This window comes from Trichlorobacter sp. (assembly GCF_034008105.1).
Classification (GTDB): Bacteria; Desulfobacterota; Desulfuromonadia; order Geobacterales; family Pseudopelobacteraceae; genus Trichlorobacter.
In genome coordinates, this window is the sequence record NZ_JAVEPN010000001.1 from 202492 (window position 1) to 223025 (window position 20534).

23 protein-coding genes are annotated in these 20534 nt (G+C 56.6%); 18 read left to right on the top strand and 5 right to left on the bottom strand.

Features of this window, described 5'->3' with window-relative positions; translation table 11 throughout:
- Positions 1–16 precede the first annotated feature (16 nt).
- The 7 genes from RBQ93_RS00965 (at position 17) to RBQ93_RS00995 (ending at position 7249) form a co-directional block, all read left to right on the top strand.
- Positions 17–1174: an acetylornithine transaminase gene (locus RBQ93_RS00965; protein WP_413818345.1), complete on the top strand. Its 1158-nt coding sequence runs from the start codon at positions 17–19 to the stop codon at positions 1172–1174.
- The gene (argF, locus tag RBQ93_RS00970) at positions 1171–2079 is read left to right on the top strand and encodes an ornithine carbamoyltransferase (RefSeq protein WP_320370126.1); all 909 of its coding nucleotides are present in this window, start codon (positions 1171–1173) and stop codon (positions 2077–2079) included. Before RBQ93_RS00965 ends, argF begins: the two co-directional genes overlap by 4 nt.
- A 151-nt stretch (positions 2080–2230) precedes the next feature.
- Positions 2231–3451, top strand: a complete 1221-nt coding sequence (locus tag RBQ93_RS00975) for an argininosuccinate synthase (protein WP_320370127.1) — start codon at positions 2231–2233, stop codon at positions 3449–3451.
- A gap of 3 nt (positions 3452–3454) precedes the next feature.
- Positions 3455–3901, top strand: coding sequence for an NUDIX hydrolase (locus RBQ93_RS00980; RefSeq protein WP_320370128.1), 447 nt, complete (start codon positions 3455–3457; stop codon positions 3899–3901).
- A gap of 7 nt (positions 3902–3908) precedes the next feature.
- A complete protein-coding gene (locus RBQ93_RS00985) occupies positions 3909–5108 on the top strand; it encodes a hypothetical protein (RefSeq protein WP_320370129.1) in 1200 nt (399 codons plus the stop codon).
- Positions 5095–6471 (top strand): argininosuccinate lyase, encoded by a 1377-nt coding sequence (gene argH / locus RBQ93_RS00990; protein WP_320370130.1) that lies wholly within the window; start codon positions 5095–5097, stop codon positions 6469–6471. Before RBQ93_RS00985 ends, argH begins: the two co-directional genes overlap by 14 nt.
- A 1-nt stretch (position 6472) precedes the next feature.
- Positions 6473–7249, top strand: coding sequence for a hypothetical protein (locus RBQ93_RS00995; RefSeq protein WP_320370131.1), 777 nt, complete (start codon positions 6473–6475; stop codon positions 7247–7249).
- A gap of 85 nt (positions 7250–7334) precedes the next feature.
- Here RBQ93_RS00995 and atpE read toward each other — a convergent pair whose 3' ends face one another.
- From atpE to hemL, 5 genes are all read right to left on the bottom strand, one after another.
- Entirely contained in the window at positions 7335–7610 is a 276-nt protein-coding gene (atpE, locus tag RBQ93_RS01000) for an ATP synthase F0 subunit C (protein WP_320370132.1), read from the bottom strand.
- Between the two features lie 50 nt (positions 7611–7660).
- On the bottom strand, positions 7661–8362 hold the full coding sequence (atpB, locus tag RBQ93_RS01005) for a F0F1 ATP synthase subunit A (RefSeq protein ID WP_320370133.1): 702 nt from the start codon (positions 8360–8362) through the stop codon (positions 7661–7663).
- On the bottom strand, positions 8359–8742 hold the full coding sequence (locus RBQ93_RS01010; RefSeq protein ID WP_320370134.1) for an ATP synthase subunit I: 384 nt from the start codon (positions 8740–8742) through the stop codon (positions 8359–8361). Before RBQ93_RS01010 ends, atpB begins: the two co-directional genes overlap by 4 nt.
- Positions 8729–8965, bottom strand: coding sequence for an AtpZ/AtpI family protein (locus RBQ93_RS01015; RefSeq protein WP_320370135.1), 237 nt, complete (start codon positions 8963–8965; stop codon positions 8729–8731). The genes RBQ93_RS01010 and RBQ93_RS01015 overlap by 14 nt, the downstream gene beginning before the upstream one ends.
- 83 nt (positions 8966–9048) lie before the next feature.
- Positions 9049–10335: a glutamate-1-semialdehyde 2,1-aminomutase gene (gene hemL / locus RBQ93_RS01020; RefSeq protein WP_320370136.1), complete on the bottom strand. Its 1287-nt coding sequence runs from the start codon at positions 10333–10335 to the stop codon at positions 9049–9051.
- 287 nt (positions 10336–10622) lie between these two features.
- On the opposite strand from hemL, the gene RBQ93_RS01025 reads away from it, so the two are divergent.
- From RBQ93_RS01025 to nuoK, 11 genes are read left to right on the top strand one after another with little or no spacing between them, the layout of a single operon-like run.
- Positions 10623–10979, top strand: coding sequence for an NADH-quinone oxidoreductase subunit A (locus tag RBQ93_RS01025; protein WP_320370137.1), 357 nt, complete (start codon positions 10623–10625; stop codon positions 10977–10979).
- On the top strand, positions 10970–11479 hold the full coding sequence (locus RBQ93_RS01030; RefSeq protein ID WP_320370138.1) for an NADH-quinone oxidoreductase subunit B family protein: 510 nt from the start codon (positions 10970–10972) through the stop codon (positions 11477–11479). Before RBQ93_RS01025 ends, RBQ93_RS01030 begins: the two co-directional genes overlap by 10 nt.
- Before the next feature lie 48 nt (positions 11480–11527).
- The gene (locus tag RBQ93_RS01035; protein ID WP_320370139.1) at positions 11528–12016 is read left to right on the top strand and encodes an NADH-quinone oxidoreductase subunit C; all 489 of its coding nucleotides are present in this window, start codon (positions 11528–11530) and stop codon (positions 12014–12016) included.
- Positions 12017–12055: 39 nt separating this feature from the next.
- Positions 12056–13225 (top strand): NADH dehydrogenase (quinone) subunit D, encoded by a 1170-nt coding sequence (gene nuoD / locus RBQ93_RS01040; RefSeq protein ID WP_320370140.1) that lies wholly within the window; start codon positions 12056–12058, stop codon positions 13223–13225.
- Positions 13226–13253: 28 nt separating this feature from the next.
- Positions 13254–13769 carry an NADH-quinone oxidoreductase subunit NuoE gene (gene nuoE, locus RBQ93_RS01045; RefSeq protein WP_320370141.1) on the top strand — a complete coding sequence of 172 codons (516 nt, stop codon included), beginning with the start codon at positions 13254–13256 and terminating at the stop codon, positions 13767–13769.
- A 30-nt stretch (positions 13770–13799) separates the two neighbouring features.
- Positions 13800–15572, top strand: a complete 1773-nt coding sequence (gene nuoF / locus RBQ93_RS01050) for an NADH-quinone oxidoreductase subunit NuoF (RefSeq protein ID WP_320370142.1) — start codon at positions 13800–13802, stop codon at positions 15570–15572.
- A gap of 39 nt (positions 15573–15611) precedes the next feature.
- On the top strand, positions 15612–18062 hold the full coding sequence (gene nuoG, locus RBQ93_RS01055; RefSeq protein WP_320370143.1) for an NADH-quinone oxidoreductase subunit NuoG: 2451 nt from the start codon (positions 15612–15614) through the stop codon (positions 18060–18062).
- 46 nt (positions 18063–18108) lie between these two features.
- Entirely contained in the window at positions 18109–19203 is a 1095-nt protein-coding gene (gene nuoH, locus RBQ93_RS01060) for an NADH-quinone oxidoreductase subunit NuoH (RefSeq protein ID WP_320370144.1), read from the top strand.
- Between the two features lie 42 nt (positions 19204–19245).
- Positions 19246–19668: an NADH-quinone oxidoreductase subunit NuoI gene (gene nuoI / locus RBQ93_RS01065; protein WP_320370242.1), complete on the top strand. Its 423-nt coding sequence runs from the start codon at positions 19246–19248 to the stop codon at positions 19666–19668.
- Positions 19669–19681: 13 nt separating this feature from the next.
- Positions 19682–20194, top strand: a complete 513-nt coding sequence (locus tag RBQ93_RS01070) for an NADH-quinone oxidoreductase subunit J (protein WP_320370145.1) — start codon at positions 19682–19684, stop codon at positions 20192–20194.
- Between the two features lie 13 nt (positions 20195–20207).
- On the top strand, positions 20208–20510 hold the full coding sequence (gene nuoK / locus RBQ93_RS01075; protein ID WP_320370146.1) for an NADH-quinone oxidoreductase subunit NuoK: 303 nt from the start codon (positions 20208–20210) through the stop codon (positions 20508–20510).
- Positions 20511–20534 lie beyond the last annotated feature (24 nt).

Consider the following 20534-nt stretch of genomic DNA (forward strand, 5'->3'; position numbering starts at 1 on the left):
ATCAGACAGCTACATCATGAAGACCTATGGCCGCTACCCGATTGCACCGGTACGGGGCGAAGGCTGCCGGCTGTGGGATGCCGATGGCAAGGAATACCTGGATTTTCTGGCCGGAGTGGCGGTCAACAACCTGGGACACTGCCACCCCAAGGTGGTCAAGGCGTTGCAGGAACAGGCCGCCAGCCTGATCCACTGCTCCAACTACTACCAGATCCCCCAGCAGATTGAGTTGGCCGAGCTGCTCTGTAACCACTGCTTTGCCGACAAGGCCTTCTTCTGCAACAGCGGGGCCGAGGCCAATGAGGCGGCCATCAAACTGGCCCGCAAATACAGTCGTGAGACCTTCGACAACCCTGAACGCTACGGGATCATCACTGCGGCTGATTCGTTCCATGGCCGCACCATGGCCACCGTCTCGGCCACCGGCCAGGAGAAGGTGCAGCGCTTCTTTGATCCGCTTTTGCACGGCTTTGCCCATGTGCCGTTCAATGACCTGGCTGCCCTGGAGGCCGCCATTACACCGCTGACCTGTGCCGTCATGCTGGAGCCGATCCAGGGCGAGGGCGGCATCAACATCCCGACGGTCGAGTATATGCAAGGGGTGCGCGAGCTGTGTGATCGCCACCGGCTGCTCTTGATCCTGGACGAGGTGCAGGTGGGGATGGGCCGCACCGGCAAACTGTTCGCCCATGAACATTTCGGCATCACGCCGGACATCATGACCCTGGCCAAGGCCCTGGCTGGCGGCGCACCGATCGGCACCATGCTGGCGACAGATCAGGTGGCCGCTTCCTTCTCCCCCGGCACCCACGGCTCCACCTTTGGCGGTAATCCGCTGGTGACGGCCGCAGCGATAGCGACGGTACGTGCCATTCTGGAAGAGGGGCTTCTGAACCGGGCCGAAGAGATGGGTGAGTATCTGCATGGTGAGCTGGAGACCCTGGGGGCGCGGTACCCCTTTGTCAGGGAGGTGCGCGGCATCGGCCTGATGATCGGTATGTCGCTCAGCATTACCGGCGCTGATATCGTCAAAAAGGGCCATCAACAGGGCCTGCTGCTGAATGTGACCCACGATACGGTGCTGCGCTTTGTGCCTGCGTTGATCGTAACCAAGCAGGAGGTTAACCGGATGATCGAGATTCTGGATGGCATATTCAAGGAGATTGAGGCATGACCCGGCACTTCCTGCGACTGCGGGATTACACGAAACAGGAGTTGGACGGCCTGCTGATGTTGGCGGCAGAGCTGAAGCAGAAGCAACAAAACGGCATCGAGCATCAGCTGCTGAAGGGCAAGACCCTGGCGATGATCTTCGAGAAGGCCTCTACCCGCACCCGTATCTCATTTGAAGTGGGGATGTTCCAGCTGGGCGGGCATGGCCTGTTCATCTCGTCGGCCAACTCCCAGATGGGGCGGGGCGAACCGATTAAGGACAGCGCCCGGGTGATGTCCCGCTACTGCGACGGGGTGATGATCCGTACCTTCGGCCAGGAGATCGTGGATGAGTTCGCCCGCTACTCCAGCGTACCGGTGATCAACGGCCTGACCGACCTCTACCACCCCTGCCAGATCCTGTCCGATCTGCAGACCGTGATCGAGCACAAGGGCGGCTATCAGGGGCTGAGGTTTGCCTGGGTCGGTGACGGCAACAACATGGCCAACACCTGGATCGAGGCGGCCGCCATCCTGGGCTTCGATCTGGCACTGGCCTGCCCCCAGGGCTATCAGCCAGACCAAGAGGTGCTGCAATGGGCCCAGGCCCAAGGCACCGGCAGCATTACCATCACAGAAGACCCGCACGAGGCGGTACGGGGTGCCCATGTCATCAATACCGATGTTTGGGCCAGCATGGGCCAGGAGGCTGAGCAGAAACAGCGTGAACTCGCCTTTCAGGGGTACTGCGTGGATGACCGGCTGATGGCGTTGGCCCACCCTGAGAGTGTTGTGCTGCACTGTCTGCCTGCCCACCGTGGCGAGGAGATCAGTGACAGCGTGATCGAAGGTCCCCGTTCTGTTGTCTGGGACGAGGCGGAAAACAGACTGCATATACAAAAGGCCATCATGGCCACGCTGATGTAACTCCGCTTCCATTTCAAGGTGCTCTCTTCGTTGGCTTGTCTTCGGCTCCTCAACGTACTTCGTGTACGCCTCGTCGCCGAATTCCTCGCCGCCTTGAGATCATCCTTGAACTGAAACCGGATAACGACAGGAATTTTTAAGGAGACACACCATGGCAAAACCGAAGCTCGATGCAAAAAAAATTGTGCTGGCCTACTCCGGCGGCCTGGATACCTCGATTATCCTTAAGTGGCTCAAGAACGAGTACGGCGCCGAGATCGTCACCTTCTCCGCCGACTTGGGGCAAGGGGACGAATTGGATCCGGTCCGTGAGAAGGCCCTCAAAACCGGTGCCAGCACGGTCTATATCGATGACTTGAAGGAAGAGTTTGTCAAAGACTTTGTCTACCCGATGTTCCGGGCCAATGCTATCTATGAGGGGCACTACCTGCTGGGTACTTCCATCGCCCGGCCGCTGATCGCCAAGCGCCAGATGGAGATTGCAAAGCTTGAGGGCTGTGACGCCGTTTCCCACGGCGCCACCGGTAAGGGCAACGACCAGGTCCGCTTTGAGCTGGCCTACTACCATTTCGACCCTGCCATCAAGGTGATCGCCCCCTGGCGGGAGTGGAAGCTCAACAGCCGCAAGGCCCTGATTGCCTACGCCAAGAAGAACGACATCCCGATTCCGATCACCAAGAAGCGCCCCTGGTCCTCAGACCGTAACCTGCTGCATATTTCGTTTGAAGGCGGCATCCTGGAGGATACCTGGGCAGAGGCGCCGGAAGAGATGTACGTGCTGACCAAGAAGCCGGAAAAGGCCCCCAACAAGCCGCAGTACGTGGAGATCGAGTTCAGGAACGGCAATGCCGTTGCCGTTGACGGCGTCAAGATGTCGCCGGCCCAGCTGCTGGCCCACCTGAATTTCATCGGCGGCGAACATGGTATCGGCCGGGTGGACCTGCTGGAGAACCGTTCGGTGGGCATGAAGTCCCGCGGCGTGTATGAGACCCCTGGTGGCACCATTCTGCGCGAGGCTCACATGGCGGTGGAGCAGATCACCATGGACCGTGAGGTGATGCGGATTCGCGATTCACTGATCCCCGAATACGCCCGTCTGGTCTATGCCGGCTACTGGTTCTCGCCGGAACGGGAGATGCTGCAGACCCTGATCGACGATTCCCAGAAGACCGTCAACGGGGTGGCCCGGATCAAGCTGTACAAGGGACATTGTCGTACCGTGGGTCGCAAATCCGAGACCAACTCGCTGTTCAATCTGGATTTTGCCACCTTTGAGAAGGATCAGGTCTACAACCAGGCCGATGCCGAAGGGTTCATCAAGATCAACTCGCTGCGGCTGCGGATCCGCTCCCTGATGCAGGGCAAGAAGTAGGGTGTGACCCAGCAGCGGTTCCGGAAGGAACATATCGTCACCTCGGTGGTGGCGGTGATCATTGACGACCAGGAACGGGTGCTCCTCACCAGGAGGAGCATCCCCCCCTTTAAGGGGATGTGGGTCATGCCTGGCGGTAAGATCGACCTGGGCGAACCGATTGCGGTGGCACTCAGGCGCGAGGTGGATGAAGAGGTCGGTCTGGCGGTTGAGGTCGGCGATCTGATCGATGTCTTTGAGCATGTCACCCCGGGTGAGGAAAACTGCCACTACATCATCCTGTTTTACCGCTGCTGGCCGATGCATACGGTTGTGAACCATAATCAGGATGAGGTGGACGAAGCACAGTGGGTGCCGCGTCATGAGCTGGCCCGTTACCCGATGCCGGACGGCACGCGTCACATCCTGACCAAGGTGTTTCCTGATCTCAACTGTCCTGTTGGACCGTGAGCTGACCATGCCGGAGATCATTGAAAAAAAGGTCAACCTGCAGTTCCCATTGGGGCACCACCTGCACTGTCTGATCGCGCAGCTTCCCAACCACCTACACACCGGTGGCGGGCGCCTGCCGGTTGAGCAGGAGCAGCAGTGGCGGGATGTCCGCTCGGTGCTGGAGCTGGTGGCCCAGGGGGAGGGAAATCTCAAGAAGCTGCACTTCTTGCTGTTTCCTGAGTCTTGTCTGCCGGTCAACCGCTTTGACGACTTCCTGCAGCAGGTGCAGCAGACCTTTCGCCCCAACACCGTCACCATGATCGGCCTCGAACATGTGGCGTTGGAAGAGTATCGGACCCTGCTTGAGCGGTTTCGTGACGACAATGCCGAGGCGATCGAGCTGGTGGAGCGTGACATCGACGCCGGTGATGTGCTGGCGATGCCGGTAAACTGGTGTGCCATTGTGATCAAGGAGGCTGACGGCAGGCTGCGGGTCTTTCTGGAGGCCAAGAGCCACCCGTTTCATGGCGAGGAGTTCATCGACAAGCATCGCGACCTGTACCGTGGCCGCCATTTCTACTTGTTGCGTAGTCGGCCGTCCTGCTTCAACTTTATGGCGATCATCTGCCTTGATTACCTGTATCGCAACCTGTACCAGTCCAATATCAAGCAGATCATCGATCACGCCAATCAGCTTTACTTCAACACTCGCCAGGGGCTGGACGCGCTGTTTGTGATCCAATGTACACCCAAGCCTGACCATTCTGCCTACCGTGATGTGGTCTGCGGATTTTACGGTGAGTATCTGGAGGATCTGCCCGGTGTGCGTGAAACGGTGACGGTCTTCGGCAACACCTCCGGCGAGACCATGATTGACGGCACAACCGTGCCGCAGGGGTTTGGTCACGCTGCGGTGGTGATCAACCGACGCCACCGGTTGGCACAGGTCCAGTTCAGCGAATTCCGCACGGACACCTTTGACCATGCGCCGGTCTGCCGACTCAGGTTTGGCAGTGCCACCCGATTACTGTATTTTAACCTGCCGCTGCACCATGAGCTTGACCCGCGCAGCTCGCGGGTGCCGCTCAAGGTGCACAGTATCATGGCGCGCAGTGCAGACGGCGGCTGGGAAAAGATTCCCGCCGCAGAGCCGACCGAAGGTTACTGGCTGGCTGAAGAACCTCAAGCATTCAGAGAAGGAGTAGAGGGTCATGTCCCACGATAAACTTTGGGGAGGGCGGTTTACTCAGCCCACCGACAAGTTCGTAGAAGAGTTCACCGCGTCGATCGAGTTCGATAAACGCCTCTATCATCAGGATATACGTGGTTCGATGGCCCATGCCCGGATGTTGGGCCGTCAGGGAATCATCCCGCAGCAGGATGTGGAGTCGATCGTCCAGGGGCTGAAGGATATCCTGGAGCAGATTGAGGCCGGCACGTTCGATTTTTCGATCGGACTGGAAGATATTCATATGAATATCGAGGCCCGTTTGTCGCAACGGATCGGTGAGGCCGGCAAACGGCTGCACACCGGCCGTTCCCGCAATGATCAGGTGGCACTGGATATCCGGCTCTATCTGCGGGATGAGATCGTGGAGATCACCGCCTACCTGGATATGCTGATCGACGCACTGCTGGAGCAGGCCTCGGCCAACCTGGATGTGGTCATGCCCGGTTTCACCCACCTGCAGTCTGCCCAGCCGATTCTGTTTTCACACCATCTGCTGGCCTACGTCGAGATGTTCAAGCGTGACAAGGCGCGCATGGAAGACTGCTTCAAGCGGGTCAATGTCATGCCGTTGGGGGCCGGTGCGCTGGCAGGCACCACCTTTCTGATCGACCGTGAGTATGTTGCCGAACAGCTGGATTTCCCGTCCGTGACCCGCAATTCGCTCGATTCAGTTTCTGATCGCGACTTTGCCATCGAATTCCTGGCTGCGTCTTCGATTTTGATGATGCACCTGTCCCGCTTTTCCGAAGAACTGATCCTCTGGTCCACCAGCGCCTTTCGTTTTGTGGAGCTGTCTGACGGTTTCTGCACCGGCTCCTCCATCATGCCTCAGAAGAAAAATCCTGACGTGCCTGAACTGGTGCGGGGCAAAACCGGACGGGTCTACGGTAACCTGATGGCGCTACTGACGGTGATGAAGGCGCTGCCACTGGCCTACAACAAGGATATGCAGGAAGATAAAGAGCCGCTGTTCGACACCATCGATACCGTCAAGGGCAGCCTGAAGATCTTCGGTGACATGGTTAGGGAGATGCGGGTCAATGCCACTGCCATGGCCAAGGCGGCAGGCCAGGGGTTCTCCACCGCCACCGACGTTGCTGACTATCTGGTGCGCAAAGGACTGCCGTTCCGCGATGCCCACGAAGCGGTGGGCAAGGCCGTGGCCTACTGTGTCGAAAACGAGATGGATATTACCGATCTCTCATTGGCGGAGTGGCAGCTGTTTTCTCCCCATTTCAGTGACGACATCTTCAGTGTCATTACGGTCGAGGCCAGCGTAAATGCACGCGACGTAATCGGTGGCACCGCCCGCAGACGGGTTGAGGCAGAGATTCGCTGCAGCCGTGAGGGGAAATAGCATGCAACCAGTGTTACGACTCCCGGTCGGCCTCGCCGTGGCCGGTCTGTTGACCTTGAGCGGATGCGGCAAAAAGGGGCCGTTGGTCTATCCGGACCTGTTGGTGCCCGAGGCGCCGCAGGCGGTGCAGCTGGAGCAGCGTGGCAGCAGCCTGCAGCTCTCTTTTAATCTGCCCGGCCGCGACCTGCGTGGACGCGGTCTGCAGTCGCCGTTCGTCATTGAGATACAGCGTCGTGAACTGAAGCCTGATGAGATCGGCGAGTGCGGGAGGTGCCCCCGGGATTATCAGCCGCCGCTGCGGATTGACCCCGCATTTCCTGACCCGGCGCGAACGTTTGGTAAGCGGTTGGTGCTGCTGGATAGCGACGTGCAGCAGGGTAAGCGCTATCAGTACCGAATGGTGGCGGTCGGTGCCGATGGAGAGGCCGGAGCAGCCGTTGAAACGGTGCGGGCCCAGGTTTGCGCGGCACCGCCTACGCCATCGGTCAATGCCACGATTCAGCACGGTGGGGTGGTTGAGTTGGAGATGCAGGGAACGGTGCCTGACAACGCCGAGTTGGTAGGCTATGCGATCTACCGTGCCGCCGGCGATGAGGAACTGCCCTTCCAGCCGCTGGCAACCACCCTGGGTGCAAGCCGGTATCTCGATCAAAACGTACAGCCGGGCACCCGCTATCGTTATGTAGTGCGGATGCTGGTCAGACGTTGGGATGAACTGCTGCTCTCCAGTGAGCCATCTGCAGTGGTAGTGACCTCCCTGGATGAAGCGTCAAAGTGAGTTGATGTGGCGTGTGGTTGAGACAATAAAAAAGGCGACCGTAAATCGGTCGCCTTTTTTATTGCTTAGCTACTAAAGCGGGTGCTTACTTGACCACCAGCTTCAGGGCCTCTTCGGCAACCTTTGCATAGGGGTTGGCAAACAGGATGATCAGGCAGACAACCAGAACGTAGATTGCCAGGGACTCGATCATGGCCAGACCGATCAGCATGATGGTCATGATTTTACCGGAAGCGCCGGGGTTGCGGGAAACGCCTTCTACGGCGCGGCTAACAGCCAGTCCTTGACCGATGCCGGTACCGAATGCACCGATTGCCATACCAAAACCTGCTGCCAGCATACACATAGTGAAAAATTCCATCGTACTACCTCCGTGTGGTGTGTGCTCCTAAACAGTATAGGAGTGATAAATTAGTGAGCTTCCTCGAGGGAGCCTTGAATGTAGATCATGGCCAGCAGCATGAAGACAAAGGCCTGGATAAAGGAAACCAGGATACCCATCAGCATCATAGGCAGCGGGGCCAGGGGCAGATAGTACTTGGCGCCCAGGGTAAAGAAGATCATCAGCACCAGTTCGTGGCCCTGCATGTTGCCGAACAGACGCAGGGTCAGCGACAGCACACGGGACAGGTGGCCGATCACTTCGATGAAAAACATCAGCGGAGCCAGCCAGATGATCGGACCCATGAAATGATGCACATAGTGGAAGCCGTGGTTACGCACACCGACCACATGGGTGGCAACAAATACCACCACGGCACAGGCTGCGGTGGTGTTAATGTTGGCGGTCGGCGGGAAAAAGCCGGGGATCAGGCCGATCAGGTTGGAGACCAAGATGAACAGGGCCAGGGTAGCGATCAACGGGAAGAAGGGGCGACCCTTTTCTCCCATCGACTCGGTGATCATGTTTTCGATGCCGTCCACAATGATCTCCATGAAGTTCTGGAGTCCCTTGGGTACCTCGCGAATGGCGCGGGTTGCCAGCAGCGAAACGATCAGCAGGGCGATGATGATCAGCCAGGTGTAGGCGATGGCATAGACCGCAGCATCACCAATATGCAGAGGCTCGAGGAGCTTGCGGAAGAAATCAAGGAAGATCAAGGGGTGGATCATGACTCATTCTCCTTCGTCTGTATGGCAACGTATAACGTAAGACCGAATAGACAGAACACCGTCACCGACAGCCCGGCCAGTAACCCCCAGACTGAGAACCAGCGGGAGGTGATGATCAGGTAGAGGGCCAGGGCCGTCAACGATATTCTGATCAGGAAGCGGACCATGGCCGACGCTACGGGGCGTTCGGCTGGGGTCAAGGTCAGCAGGCTTCCCAGGGTGCGTCGCTGCCAGAGCAGATTGATGATGGCGATAACGCCGCCTGCCGTGGCGCTGACCGCAACAGCGGTGCTGAATGCAAAGAAACTGATGCCTGCCAGGAGCACCAGCAGGACAAAGCTGCCACCAATTAACAGCGCGGCCAGATTATCCGTTTTCATCGTCTCGGCTCTTGCGCAGTTCACGGCTGGCGATCAGGTGGATGTTCCTGAAGCCGGCAGCGATGCCGATGAACATGAAAATATAGAAGAACCAAGGGGCGGTACCCCACCAGCGATCCAGGGTCAGGCCGAACCAGACGCCAATGGCAATGGCGATGACCACCGACAGGCCCATGCTGGAAACCAATCCCGCGCTACGGAAAAGGTCACGAAATTCACCCACGTTGACCTCCTCCTCGGCAGGATTGCATACAAAACCTGTGCTTAATACCACACCGCAGCGACAGCTGTCAATCACTTCATGGATCAGGCGAGCAGCTTGAAGCATTTGGCCGCGGCGGCAATAGTGGTGTCAATCTCTGCCTGGCTGTGGCTGATTGATATGAAGGCGGTTTCAAATTGCGAGGGGGCCAGGTAGACCCCTTCGTTGAGCATTGCTTTGAAGTAGGTGGCAAAGGCGGCAGTGTCGCAGGCCGATGCCGTCGGCCAGTCAAAGACCTCGCCTTTGGTGAAGAAGGCGCAGAACATGCTGCCGACCCGGGTGCTAAAGAGCGGGTAGCCGGCGGCTTTGGCTGCCTGGCTGATGCCTTCAGACAGAGCCGCGCTCTTCTCTTCAAGTTGCTGGTAGAAGCCGGGCTGTTGCAGCAGTTTGAGGGTCTCGATACCGGCGGTCATGGCCAGTGGGTTGCCGGACAGGGTGCCGGCCTGGTAGATGCCGCCGGAGGGGGAGAGCTTTTCCATGATTTCGCGCTTGCCGCCAAAGGCGCCCACCGGCAGGCCGCCGCCGATGATCTTGCCCAGGGTGGTCATGTCAGGTGTTACGCCGTACAGTGATTGGGCGCCGCCGTAGGCTACCCGGAAGCCGGACATCACCTCATCAAAGATTAGCACGATCCCTTGATTGGTGCACAGCTCCCGCAGCCCTTCCAGAAAACCGGGGCGGGGAGGAACGGTGCCCATGTTGCCTGCCACCGGTTCAAGGATGATGCAGGCCACTTGATCTGGGTTCTCGGTCAGCAACTGCTTGACCGAGTCGAGGCTGTTGTACTCTGCGGTAAGGGTGTGTTTGGCAAAATCGGCCGGCACGCCGGGTGAGTCGGGCACGCCGAAGGTGGCGGCGCCGGAGCCTGCCTTGACCAGCAGCGCGTCGGCATGGCCATGGTAGCAGCCGGAGAATTTGAGGATCTTATCGCGACCGGTATAGCCACGTGCCACGCGGATGGCACTCATGGTGGCTTCGGTGCCGGAGCTGACCATGCGTACCATCTCAATGGAGGGAACGGCATCGATCACCATCTGAGCCAAGGTGATCTCTAGTTCGGTGGGGGCGCCGAAGCTGGAGCCGTTTTCCATGCATTGCTTGACCGCCGCCACAACCTGGGGATGGCAGTGCCCCAGGATCATCGGTCCCCAAGAGCCGACGTAATCGATATAGCTGTTGCCGTCTTCGTCAAAAATGTGACTGCCTGATGCCCTTTTGATGAACAGCGGGTCGGCGCCCACCGATTTAAAGGCTCGCACCGGGCTGTTGACGCCGCCCGGAATGATCTGCTTGGCGCGATTGAAAAGGGAGCTGGAGCGGGTGTGGAGCATGGGAGACGACCTCCTGGTAAGTGTCAAGGCGTTACGTTTGTAGCGGTGTGCGAGCGCTTTGTCAATTGCTTCTCTGTCGTGTTGCACGCCAACCTGACTGAAGAATATCAGTGGGGTCAGCCACACATAAGGCGGGTGGCAAAACCGATTTTAAGCCAGTGTCAATAGTGAAAAAAAGAGGGAAAAAGTGCTTGACAATTGAGAGTCAAATGAAATAGGTTTGGGTCGTTTTGTATACAGTATACTTTGTAACTACTTGATTTATCAGATTGGGGAGGTTGTAACGCATGCTTGGAATCTATCTACCCATCCTCGTTCTGCTGGGCGTGGCGATTGCCTTTGGTCTCGGCTCAGTGGTGTTTTCCTCCTTGATTGGCGAGAAAAAGATTACGCCGGTCAAGGTTGCGCCCTACGAGTGCGGTTGTGAGCCGATCGGCACAGCGCGTGAGCGGTTTTCGATCAAGTTTTATCTGATCGCCATGCTGTTTATCCTGTTCGATATTGAAGCGGTCTTCCTCTACCCTTGGGCTATTCTCTACAAGAAGCTCGGTCTGTTCGGTCTGATGGAGATGGGTCTGTTTATTGTGATTCTCTTTGTCGGTTATATCTATGTCTGGAAAAAAGGAGCACTGGAATGGGAGTAAATCAGTCGCTCGGTGGTAACGTCACCGTTACGTCCCTTGACAAGTTGGTCAACTGGACCCGCAAGTCGTCCATCTGGCCGATGACCTTTGGTCTGGCCTGCTGTGCCATTGAAATGATGGCAACTGGCGCGTCTCATAACGACCTTGACCGTTTCGGTATTATTTTCCGGGCTTCGCCGCGCCAGGCCGACTGTATCATCATTGCCGGCACAGTCACCAAGAAGATGCTGCCGGTTATCAAGACGGTTTACGAGCAGATGCCGGAGCCGAAGTGGGTTGTTGCCATGGGTGCCTGCGCCTGTTCGGGCGGCGTTTTTGATACCTATAGCGTGGTGCAGGGTATCGATGAGGCGCTGCCGGTTGATGTCTATATCCCTGGTTGTCCCCCGCGTCCCGAGGCTTTGCTGTTTGGTCTGACAAAGCTGCAAGACAAGATCATGCAGGAAGCCAACTCGTTTGGTTCGGCGTTTGGCCTGGGTGACCGGGTCTCTACGGTCTAACAGATTCGGTTGCTACTAATTCACAACTACTGAAAAGGTTTCGACGCTATGGCAGACACAAATCGCGCCGTTGAAAAGCTGCAAGGCAAGTTCGCTGCCTCCATTCTGGAGGTCAAGGAAGACCGCGGTGACTGGATCGTCACGGTCAAGAAGGAAGAGATCATCGCGGTGTTGGCCTTCCTGAAAACGGAGTGCGCCTTCTCCATGTTGACCGATGTGACGGCGATTGACTATCTGGGTAAGTTTGAAGAACGCTTTATGATGGTCTATCAGCTGACGTCGGTGGCCCACAAGGATCGTATCCGGATCAAGGCCCCGGTCAGTGAATCGGATTGCCGTATCGAGAGCGCAACGCAGGCCTTTGCCTCGGCCAACTGGCTCGAGCGCGAGGTGTTCGATCTGTTCGGTATCACCTTTGACAAGCACCCTGATCTGCGACGTATCCTGATGACCCCTGACTGGGTCGGGCATCCGTTGCGTAAGGACTATCCGCTGCAAGGGCCTGATCGTGAGCCGTACAAGGGTCGCCTTTCCTGATAACAACGTAACGAACTTTACGAGCAGACGAGGCTATACATGGCTAATGAAATAATGACAATTAACATGGGGCCGCAACACCCCAGTACCCACGGCGTTTTGCGTATGCTGATCGAGCTGGATGGTGAAACCATCCTGAAGATTGATCCGGATATCGGTTATCTGCACCGCGGGGTGGAAAAGCTGTCCGAGTACCGCACCTACCATCAAACCTTGCCGTTGACCGACCGTCTGGACTACCTGGCCCCGATGAGCAACAATCTGGGCTATATTCTAGCTGTTGAAAAACTGCTGGGAATTGATGTTCCAGAGCGTGCCCAGACAGTCAGAATCATTATGGCTGAACTGACCCGCCTGCAGTCGCATTTGGTCTGGCTGGCTTGTCATGCCTTGGATATTGGCGCCATGACGGTCTTTATCTATGCCTTCCGTGAGCGTGAAACAATAATGGAGATTTACGAGCTGATCTCCGGCGCTCGTATGACCTCCAACTTCTTCAGAGCTGGCGGTCTCAGCCAGGATGTACCGGCTGAGTTTGAGAAAAAGGTCCGCGATTTCATGGCAGTGATGCCCGGTTATCTGGATACCTATGAGGGGCTGCTGACCAACAACCCGATCTGGCGTAAGCGTACCATTGGTAATGGCGTCATCTCTGCAGAGGATGCCACTGATATCGGTATTACCGGTCCGGCACTGCGCGGTTCCGGGGTGGATTTTGACCTGCGTCGTGACATCCCCTACGCCGGTTATGAAACCTACCAGTTCCAGGTTCCGACTGGTGAGAATTGTGATACCTACGACCGCTACAAGGTTCGCTTGGTTGAGATGCGTGAAGCCTGCAAAATCGTTAATCAGGCTCTTGAGCGGCTCAAGCCCGGTCCGGTGCTGGCCGATGCCCCGCAGGTCTGCTATCCCCCCAAGGATTCGGTCTACAACTCGATTGAAGGGCTGATCCATCACTTCAAGATCGCCAGCGAAGGGTATCCGGTTCCTGAGGGCGAGGTCTATATGGGCATCGAGGCTCCCAAGGGTGAACTGGGCTACTACATCGTTAGCGATGGTAGTTCCAAGCCCTACCGGATGAGAGTGCGTCCGCCTTCATTCGTCAACCTGCAGGCCATTGAGAAGATGTCCAAAGGCAGTATGATTGCCGACTTGGTTGCTGTGATCGGAACCTTGGATATCGTGCTGGGCGAGATCGACCGCTAACCCGAGACCGGAAAAGGAGACGCCGCCGATGAGTGAAGCGGTTGCTGTCGCACAAGAAGCTGAAATGGAAGAGACGGTTTTTGAACCAGCTCTTGCTGAAGAGGTCATCGAGAAATATAAGGACATTCCTGGCAACCTGATGCCCGTACTACAGGGTATTCAAGATGCGTATGGCTATGTGCCCAAGGATGCCGTCGCTTTGGTGGCCGAACGGTTGAATGTCTATCCCAGCCAGATTTATGGCGTATTGACTTTTTATGCACAGTTCCACCTGAAGCCCCGCGGTAAGTACATCATCCGGGTCTGTATGGGGACAGCCTGTCACGTTCTGGGAGCCGAGCGAATTCGCGAGACCTTCTATGAACGTCTCGGTATCGGTCATGCTGAAACGAGCCCGGACCGTCGCTTTACCTTTGAACTGGTCGCTTGTCTTGGTGCCTGTGGTATGGCGCCGTTGGCCATGGTCAACGATGATACCTATGGAAAGATGACCGTTCAGAAGGTTGATGAGATCATCAAGGACTATTCTTCGCTCCCGCTCTAACTACGGGACGTTCGTCAGGGGACAGAACACATGGCTGAAGCTATCAAGATATTGATCTGCCAGGGAACAGGTGGCATCTCCGCCGGAGCCAAGAAGGTGGAGGCCGAGTTCAATCGGGTGATTGCCGAAAAGGGGATTGCCGCTACGGTCGGCAAACGCTGCGATATCGTCAAGACCGGTTGCCGTGGTCTCTGTGCCAACGACGTGCTGGTTGACATCGTTGACGACAAGGGCTGCATCACCTATGACTTTGTCCAGCCTGAAGAGGTTGCTCAACTGGTTGAGGAGCATATACTTAAGGGTGAGCCGCTGGAGAAGCGTAAGGCCAAGCCCTACTACAACCAGTTCGTCGATGCTCAGCGCCGTGTGTGTATGTCCGGTTGCGGTCACATCGACGCCGAATCGCTCGATGCCTATCTGGCAACCGATGGTTTCAAGGCCATTGAGAAGTGTATCAAGACCATGAAGCCGGCCGAGGTGATCGAAGAGGTCAAAAAGTCCGGCCTGCGTGGCCGCGGCGGCGGCGGTTTCCCTACGGGCCTGAAATGGTCTTTCTGCGCCGCCTCACCAGGAGACCACAAGTATATCATTTGTAACGCCGACGAGGGTGACCCGGGTGCCTTTATGGACCGTTCGATCCTGGAAGGCGACCCCTACTGCATCATTGAAGGGATGATGATCGCAGGGTACGCCATCGGCGCCCAGTTCGGTTATGTGTATGTGCGGGCCGAGTATCCGCTGGCCATCGAGCGGCTTCAAAAGGCGATCGATACCTGCTACGAAAAGGGCTACCTGGGCAAGAACTGCATGGGACTCGGCTTCGAGTATGATATGCGGATCAAAAAAGGCGCCGGTGCCTTCGTCTGTGGTGAGGAAACCGCCCTGATGGCCTCCATTGAGGGTGAGCGCGGCATGCCGCGGCCCCGTCCGCCGTTCCCGGCTGTCAAGGGCCTTTGGCAGAACCCTTCAAACATCAACAACGTCGAAACCTTCGGCAACGTCCGCCACATCATCAACAACGGTGCCGACTGGTACGCCGGCATCGGCACCGACACCACCAAAGGCACCAAGATCTTTGCCGTGACCGGCAAGGTCAAGCACACCGGCCTGGTGGAAGTGCCGGCCGGTATGACGGTACGCTCGGTTATCTACGACGTCTGCGGCGGTATCCTCAACAACCGTAAGTTCAAGGCCGTACAGGCCGGCGGCCCCTCAGGCGGTTGTATCCCGGCTGAGATCCTGGATACACCGGTAGACTACGACTCGTTGATCAAGGCCGGCGCCATGATGGGCTCCGGCGGCCTGGTAGTCATGGACGAAACCACCTGCATGGTCGACGTCTCCAAATTTTTCTTGAACTTTACCCGGATGGAGTCCTGCGGTAAATGCGTGCCCTGCCGGATCGGCCTCAAAGCGATGCTGGATATTCTGATCCGGATCACTGAAGGTAATGGTCGTGAAGGCGATATCGAGATGCTCCTCGACCTGGGCAGCACCATCAAGCAGGCCTCGCTGTGCGGTCTGGGGCAGACTGCCCCTAACCCGGTGCTCTCCACTATCCGTTACTTCCGCGACGAATATGAGGCCCACATCGATAATAAACGGTGTCCCTCCAACTGCTGCAAGGAGTTGTTGCTGTGGCAGGTGGTGGAGGACAAGTGTGTCAAGTGCGGCGCTTGTAAGAAGGTCTGTCCGGTAGATGCCATCGTCTGGGAAAAAGGACAGATCGCCTACCTGGACAAGGAAAAGTGCACCAAGTGTAAGTCCTGTTATGACGCCTGTCGTTTCATGGCGATTGAGTAATCACGGTACCCACGTAAACTCCAGCAATCGAGGTCTTTGATGGTCACTCTGACGATAGACGACAAGCAGGTTCAGGTTGCAAAAGATGCAACCATTTACGAGGCCGCCAAGGCTGCCGGTATCAACATCCCGATCCTCTGCCATGACAAGAAGCTAAAACCGTTCGGCGCCTGCCGGATGTGTCTGGTCGAGGTGGAGCAGATGAAGGGCCGTCTGATTCCGGCCTGTACCACCCCGGTCACCGAAGGGATGATCGTGCGCAGCAGCACCCCGCCGGTCGAGAAGGCCCGTAAACTGGTGCTGGAACTGCTGATGCTCAATCACCCGCTTGACTGTCCGGTCTGCGACAAGGGTGGCGACTGCGAACTGCAGAACTTGGCCTATGATCACAAGGTCAATGTCAACCGCCTCAGTGATGAAAAATTCCATCATGAGATCGACTACAACAACCCGCTGATTGAGCGCGATCAGAACCGTTGCGTGTTGTGCGGCAAGTGTGTGCGGATCTGTGATGAAATTGTCTCCCGCGGTGCATTGACGTTTATCAGCCGCGGCATTGAAACCAAGATCGGCACCGAGTTCGACGGGCCGCTCTCCTGCGAGTTCTGTGGTTCCTGTATCTCGGTCTGCCCGGTTGGTGCTCTGTTGGCCCGTCCCTTTAAATTCAAATCCCGTTTTTGGGCCCTGCAGAAGAAACAATCCGTCTGCGGTTATTGCGGAACCGGCTGCAGCGTGACACTGGGGGTCAAGGACAACAAGGTCCTGACCACGGTTTACGACGAGAACCAGGGCTTCCACAACGGTCAACTCTGTGTCCGTGGTCGCTTTGGCTATCAGTTCATCTCTTCAGAAAAGCGTCTGACCTCGCCCCTGATCCGTAAAAACGGCCAGCTGGTTGCTGCCGGTTGGGATGAGGCGCTGTCGCTGGTGGCCTCCAAGTTGAAAGGCGCTGGCAATACCGCCGCTGCTTTGGCCACCCCGCGTATGACCAACGAGGAGTTGTCGCTGCTCAAGCAGCTGATGACGCAACAGGTTGGTAGCGACAACATCGACCATTCGGCCGGTTATGGCCACGCTGCCCTGACAGAAGGTCTGGCCAAGAGCTTTGGCGTAGCTGCCGCTCCTGCTACAATCCTTGACATCCAGAAAAGCGACCTGCTGCTGGTCATCAAGAGTGATGCCTATGAAACCCACCCGGTGGTTGGTTTCGAGATCAATATGGCCGTCAAGAACAAAGGCGCCAGCCTGCAGATTATCTCTGACAAGCGCGGCAAGCTGGGCAAGCTGCCTAAGGCAAGTACCCTGCTGCATAAGCCTGGCACTGAAGTGGCCCTGTTGAATGCCATTGCCAAGGTGTTGATCGACGAAAACCTGGCTGGCGCAGCAGCATCGGTTGCCGGTTATGCTGAACTGGTTGCCGGCCTGACTGCCTTTGCGCCTGAGCAGGTGGCGGCACAGTGTGGTGTCAGTGCTGAGTCGATCAGGGAGCTGGCTCGCAGTTACGCTGCAGCTGAAAAGGCCCTGGTCATTCTTCCTGCCGGCCTTGCTTACCCAGCACACGATGCCCAACTAGCCCACGCCGCGGCTAACCTGGCCATATTGGCCGGCAAGCTGGGTAAGGAAGGGTCAGGCCTGCTGGTGCTGCAGGAGAAGAACAATAGCCAGGGTGCGGTTGATACCGGCTTTGTACCGGCTGCTGGCGGTAAGAACGCCATGCAAATCCTGGCTGGTTGTGCCGATGGCAGCATCAAGACCCTGCTGATTGCCGGTGAGAACCCGGTTGTTTCCTATCCTGATCAGTCTAAGGTCAAGACCGCACTGGACAAGGCCGAGTTCCTGGTGGTGGCCGACCTGTTCCTGACTGAGACGGCTCAAATGGCTGATGTTGTCCTGCCGGTCTGCTCCTACGCCGAAAAAGAGGGTACCTTTACCGCCACCGACCGTCGTGTGCAGAAGGTGATGCCGGCTATACCTGCCGTTGGCCAGAGCCGTGCCGAGTTCGCTGTCTATGGTGAACTGATTCGTATACTCGGTGGCCAGGCTCCGGCGATACCCGCTGAGGTGTTTGCCCAGATTCCGGCTTATGCTGGCATCGATTATGCCGCACTTGCTGCCGACGGTGTCTTTGCCCCGGTTGCAGTGAAGCCTGCTCTGGTGCTGCCAGTGGCTGCTGCCGTACAGGTAGAGTCGGATAAGATTGCCCTGCTGACCGGCGCTGCTCTCTATCACTGCGGTACCATGTCGCTGTATGGCGAGGGCACGGTAGCTGCCTGCCCTGAGGGCTACATCGAGCTGTCCAATGCCGATGCTAATCGGATGAAGATTGCAGATGGTGACGAAGTGAATGTCACTTCCGCCAATGGTTCCGTCAAGCTGAAGGCGCGACTCAGCCTACGGATGGCTGAAGGTGTTGCCTTCGCTCCCTACCACTTTGCGATCAATCAAGTGTGGTCAGGCTCGACAGTGACCGGCGTAACTGTTTCGAAGTAACGAGATACTGGACTCTTAACGCTACCAGAGAAGGAAAGAGGAACCGATGGACATCGTAATTCTTGGACTGCCGCTGTACTATTACATCGCCATGGTTGCGAAGGTGCTGGTTGCATTTTTGTTCGTGCTGCTGACCGTAGCTTACGCGACCTACGCTGAGCGCAAGATTATCGGTTTCATGCAGGTGCGTATCGGACCGAACCGCACTGGTCCCAAGGGTCTTTTGCAGCCGATTGCTGACGGTTTGAAGCTTTTCTTCAAAGAAGAGATCATTCCTGCAGAAGCGAATAAATTCGCCTTTTTATTGGCGCCGCTGATCGCCTTGGTACCTGCCTTTATTACTTTTGCCGTCATCCCGTTCGGCACCACGATCACGGTCTTCGGTTATGACGTTCCCTTGCAGATCGTTGGTTACTATGATGCCGGTGTTGGCAAGGTCGTAGATATCAATGTCGGTATGCTCTATGTTCTGGCCATGTCGTCACTGGGTGTGTACGGCATCGTGCTGGCCGGCTGGGCTTCCAACAGCAAGTACTCACTGATGGGCGGCCTCCGGGCTTCCGCTCAGATGGTTTCCTATGAACTGGCTGCCGGCCTGGCTATTATTCCGGTCTTCATGCTGGTGGGCTCGCTCTCGCTGCAGGAGATCGTGAACGCACAGGTCGGCATGAAGTGGTTCATCTGGAACAGCCCGATGACCTTTGTTGCCGGCATGATCTTCTATGTGGCAACCCTGGCTGAAATCAACCGGGTTCCGTTTGACCTTCCTGAGGCAGAGACAGAGCTTGTCTCTGGTTTCTGTACCGAGTACTCATCAATGAAGTACGCCATGTTTTTCATGGCCGAGTACGCCAACATGGTTACGGTAAGTGCCTTGATGGTAACGATGTTCCTTGGTGGCTGGGACGGTCCGTTTGTTTCTACCTTCCCGCTGCTTTCTCCAGTGTACTTTGTTGCTAAGGTGTACTTCCTGATGTTTATGGCCATGTGGATTCGCGCCACGCTGCCGCGCTATCGTTATGACCAGCTGATGGCGCTGGGCTGGAAGGTCATGCTGCCGACAACCCTGGCCATCATCGCAATCACGGCCATTGCCGGATACTTCGGGTTCTACACGTTTAGTGACTTCTTCGGGATGTAGACTGTCCAGAAAATTCAGACTTAACAAAGAACGACAGGAACAATAAAGGAATACGTTATGCCGAATCCGTTTACGCCGATCATCCAAGGAATGAAGATCACCTTTGGGCATCTGTTCAAAAAACCGGTTACGCTCATGTATCCCGATGAGCGTCCCAAGGTTGCCGAACGGTTCCGCGGTCTGCACGCCCTTAAGGTGTCCCATAATAAGGCCAAGTGCGTTGCATGCTATCTCTGCCCCACGGTCTGTCCTGCCAAGTGCATTACCGTTGAGGCGGGTGAGGATGCCAATCACGACAAGTTTGCGGCAAAGTATGAGATCGATATGCTGCGTTGTATCTTCTGCGGTTACTGTGTGGAAGCCTGCCCGGTGGATGCACTGAAGATGACTGGCGAGTTTGAGCTGGCCAACTATCACCGCGAAGATTTTGTCTTCACCAAGGAACGACTTTTAGAAAAGAAATAAAGGAGCGCAGTACATGGATATCACATCTGTCTTCTTCGCCATTGTCACCATCGTGGCCATTGTGTCGGCCCTGCTGGTCGTCACCTGCAAGAACCCGATCAACAGTGCGCTCTCCCTGGTGCTGACCTTCTTCTGCCTGGCGACCTACTATGCCATGCTGGACGCTCCGTTCATGGCTGCCATCCAGATCATTGTCTATGCCGGCGCTATCATGGTTCTGATCGTGTTCACCATCATGCTGCTCAATATCCGGGTGGATGCCAACAAAAAGCATACTCACCAGATCGTACTGGGCAGTGTCATCGGCATTGTCACCCTGTTGCTGGCCGGTCTGTTCATCATCAAGGGTAATGTTGCTGCGCCGACTGGCCCGATCACCCCTGAGATGATTGCGCAGTATGGCCACACCGAGCTGATCGGTACGGTGATGTTCACCGAGTTCCTGTTGCCGTTCGAGGTCACCTCGATCCTTCTGCTGGCTGCCATGGTGGGCGCTGTCGTACTCGCCAAGAAAAAACTTTCCTAGAGGTGGCATGATAATGGATAACCTGAACAATTACCTGCTTGTCAGTGCAGTGCTGTTTTCCATCGGCACCATCGGGGTTCTGACCCGCAAAAACGCTATCGTGGTGTTCATGTGCATTGAAATGATGCTCAACGCGGTAAACCTCTCCTTTGTCGCCCTTTCACGTCACCTGGGCAACCTTGATGGACAGGTGTTCGTGTTCTTCATCATGACGGTGGCGGCCGCTGAGGCAGCTGTTGGTCTGGCGTTGTTCATCTCGTTCTTCAACAATCGCGAATCGATTGATATTGACGATGCCAACCTGATGAAGTGGTAGTGACGGCTGCTCGCTGCAGCGATT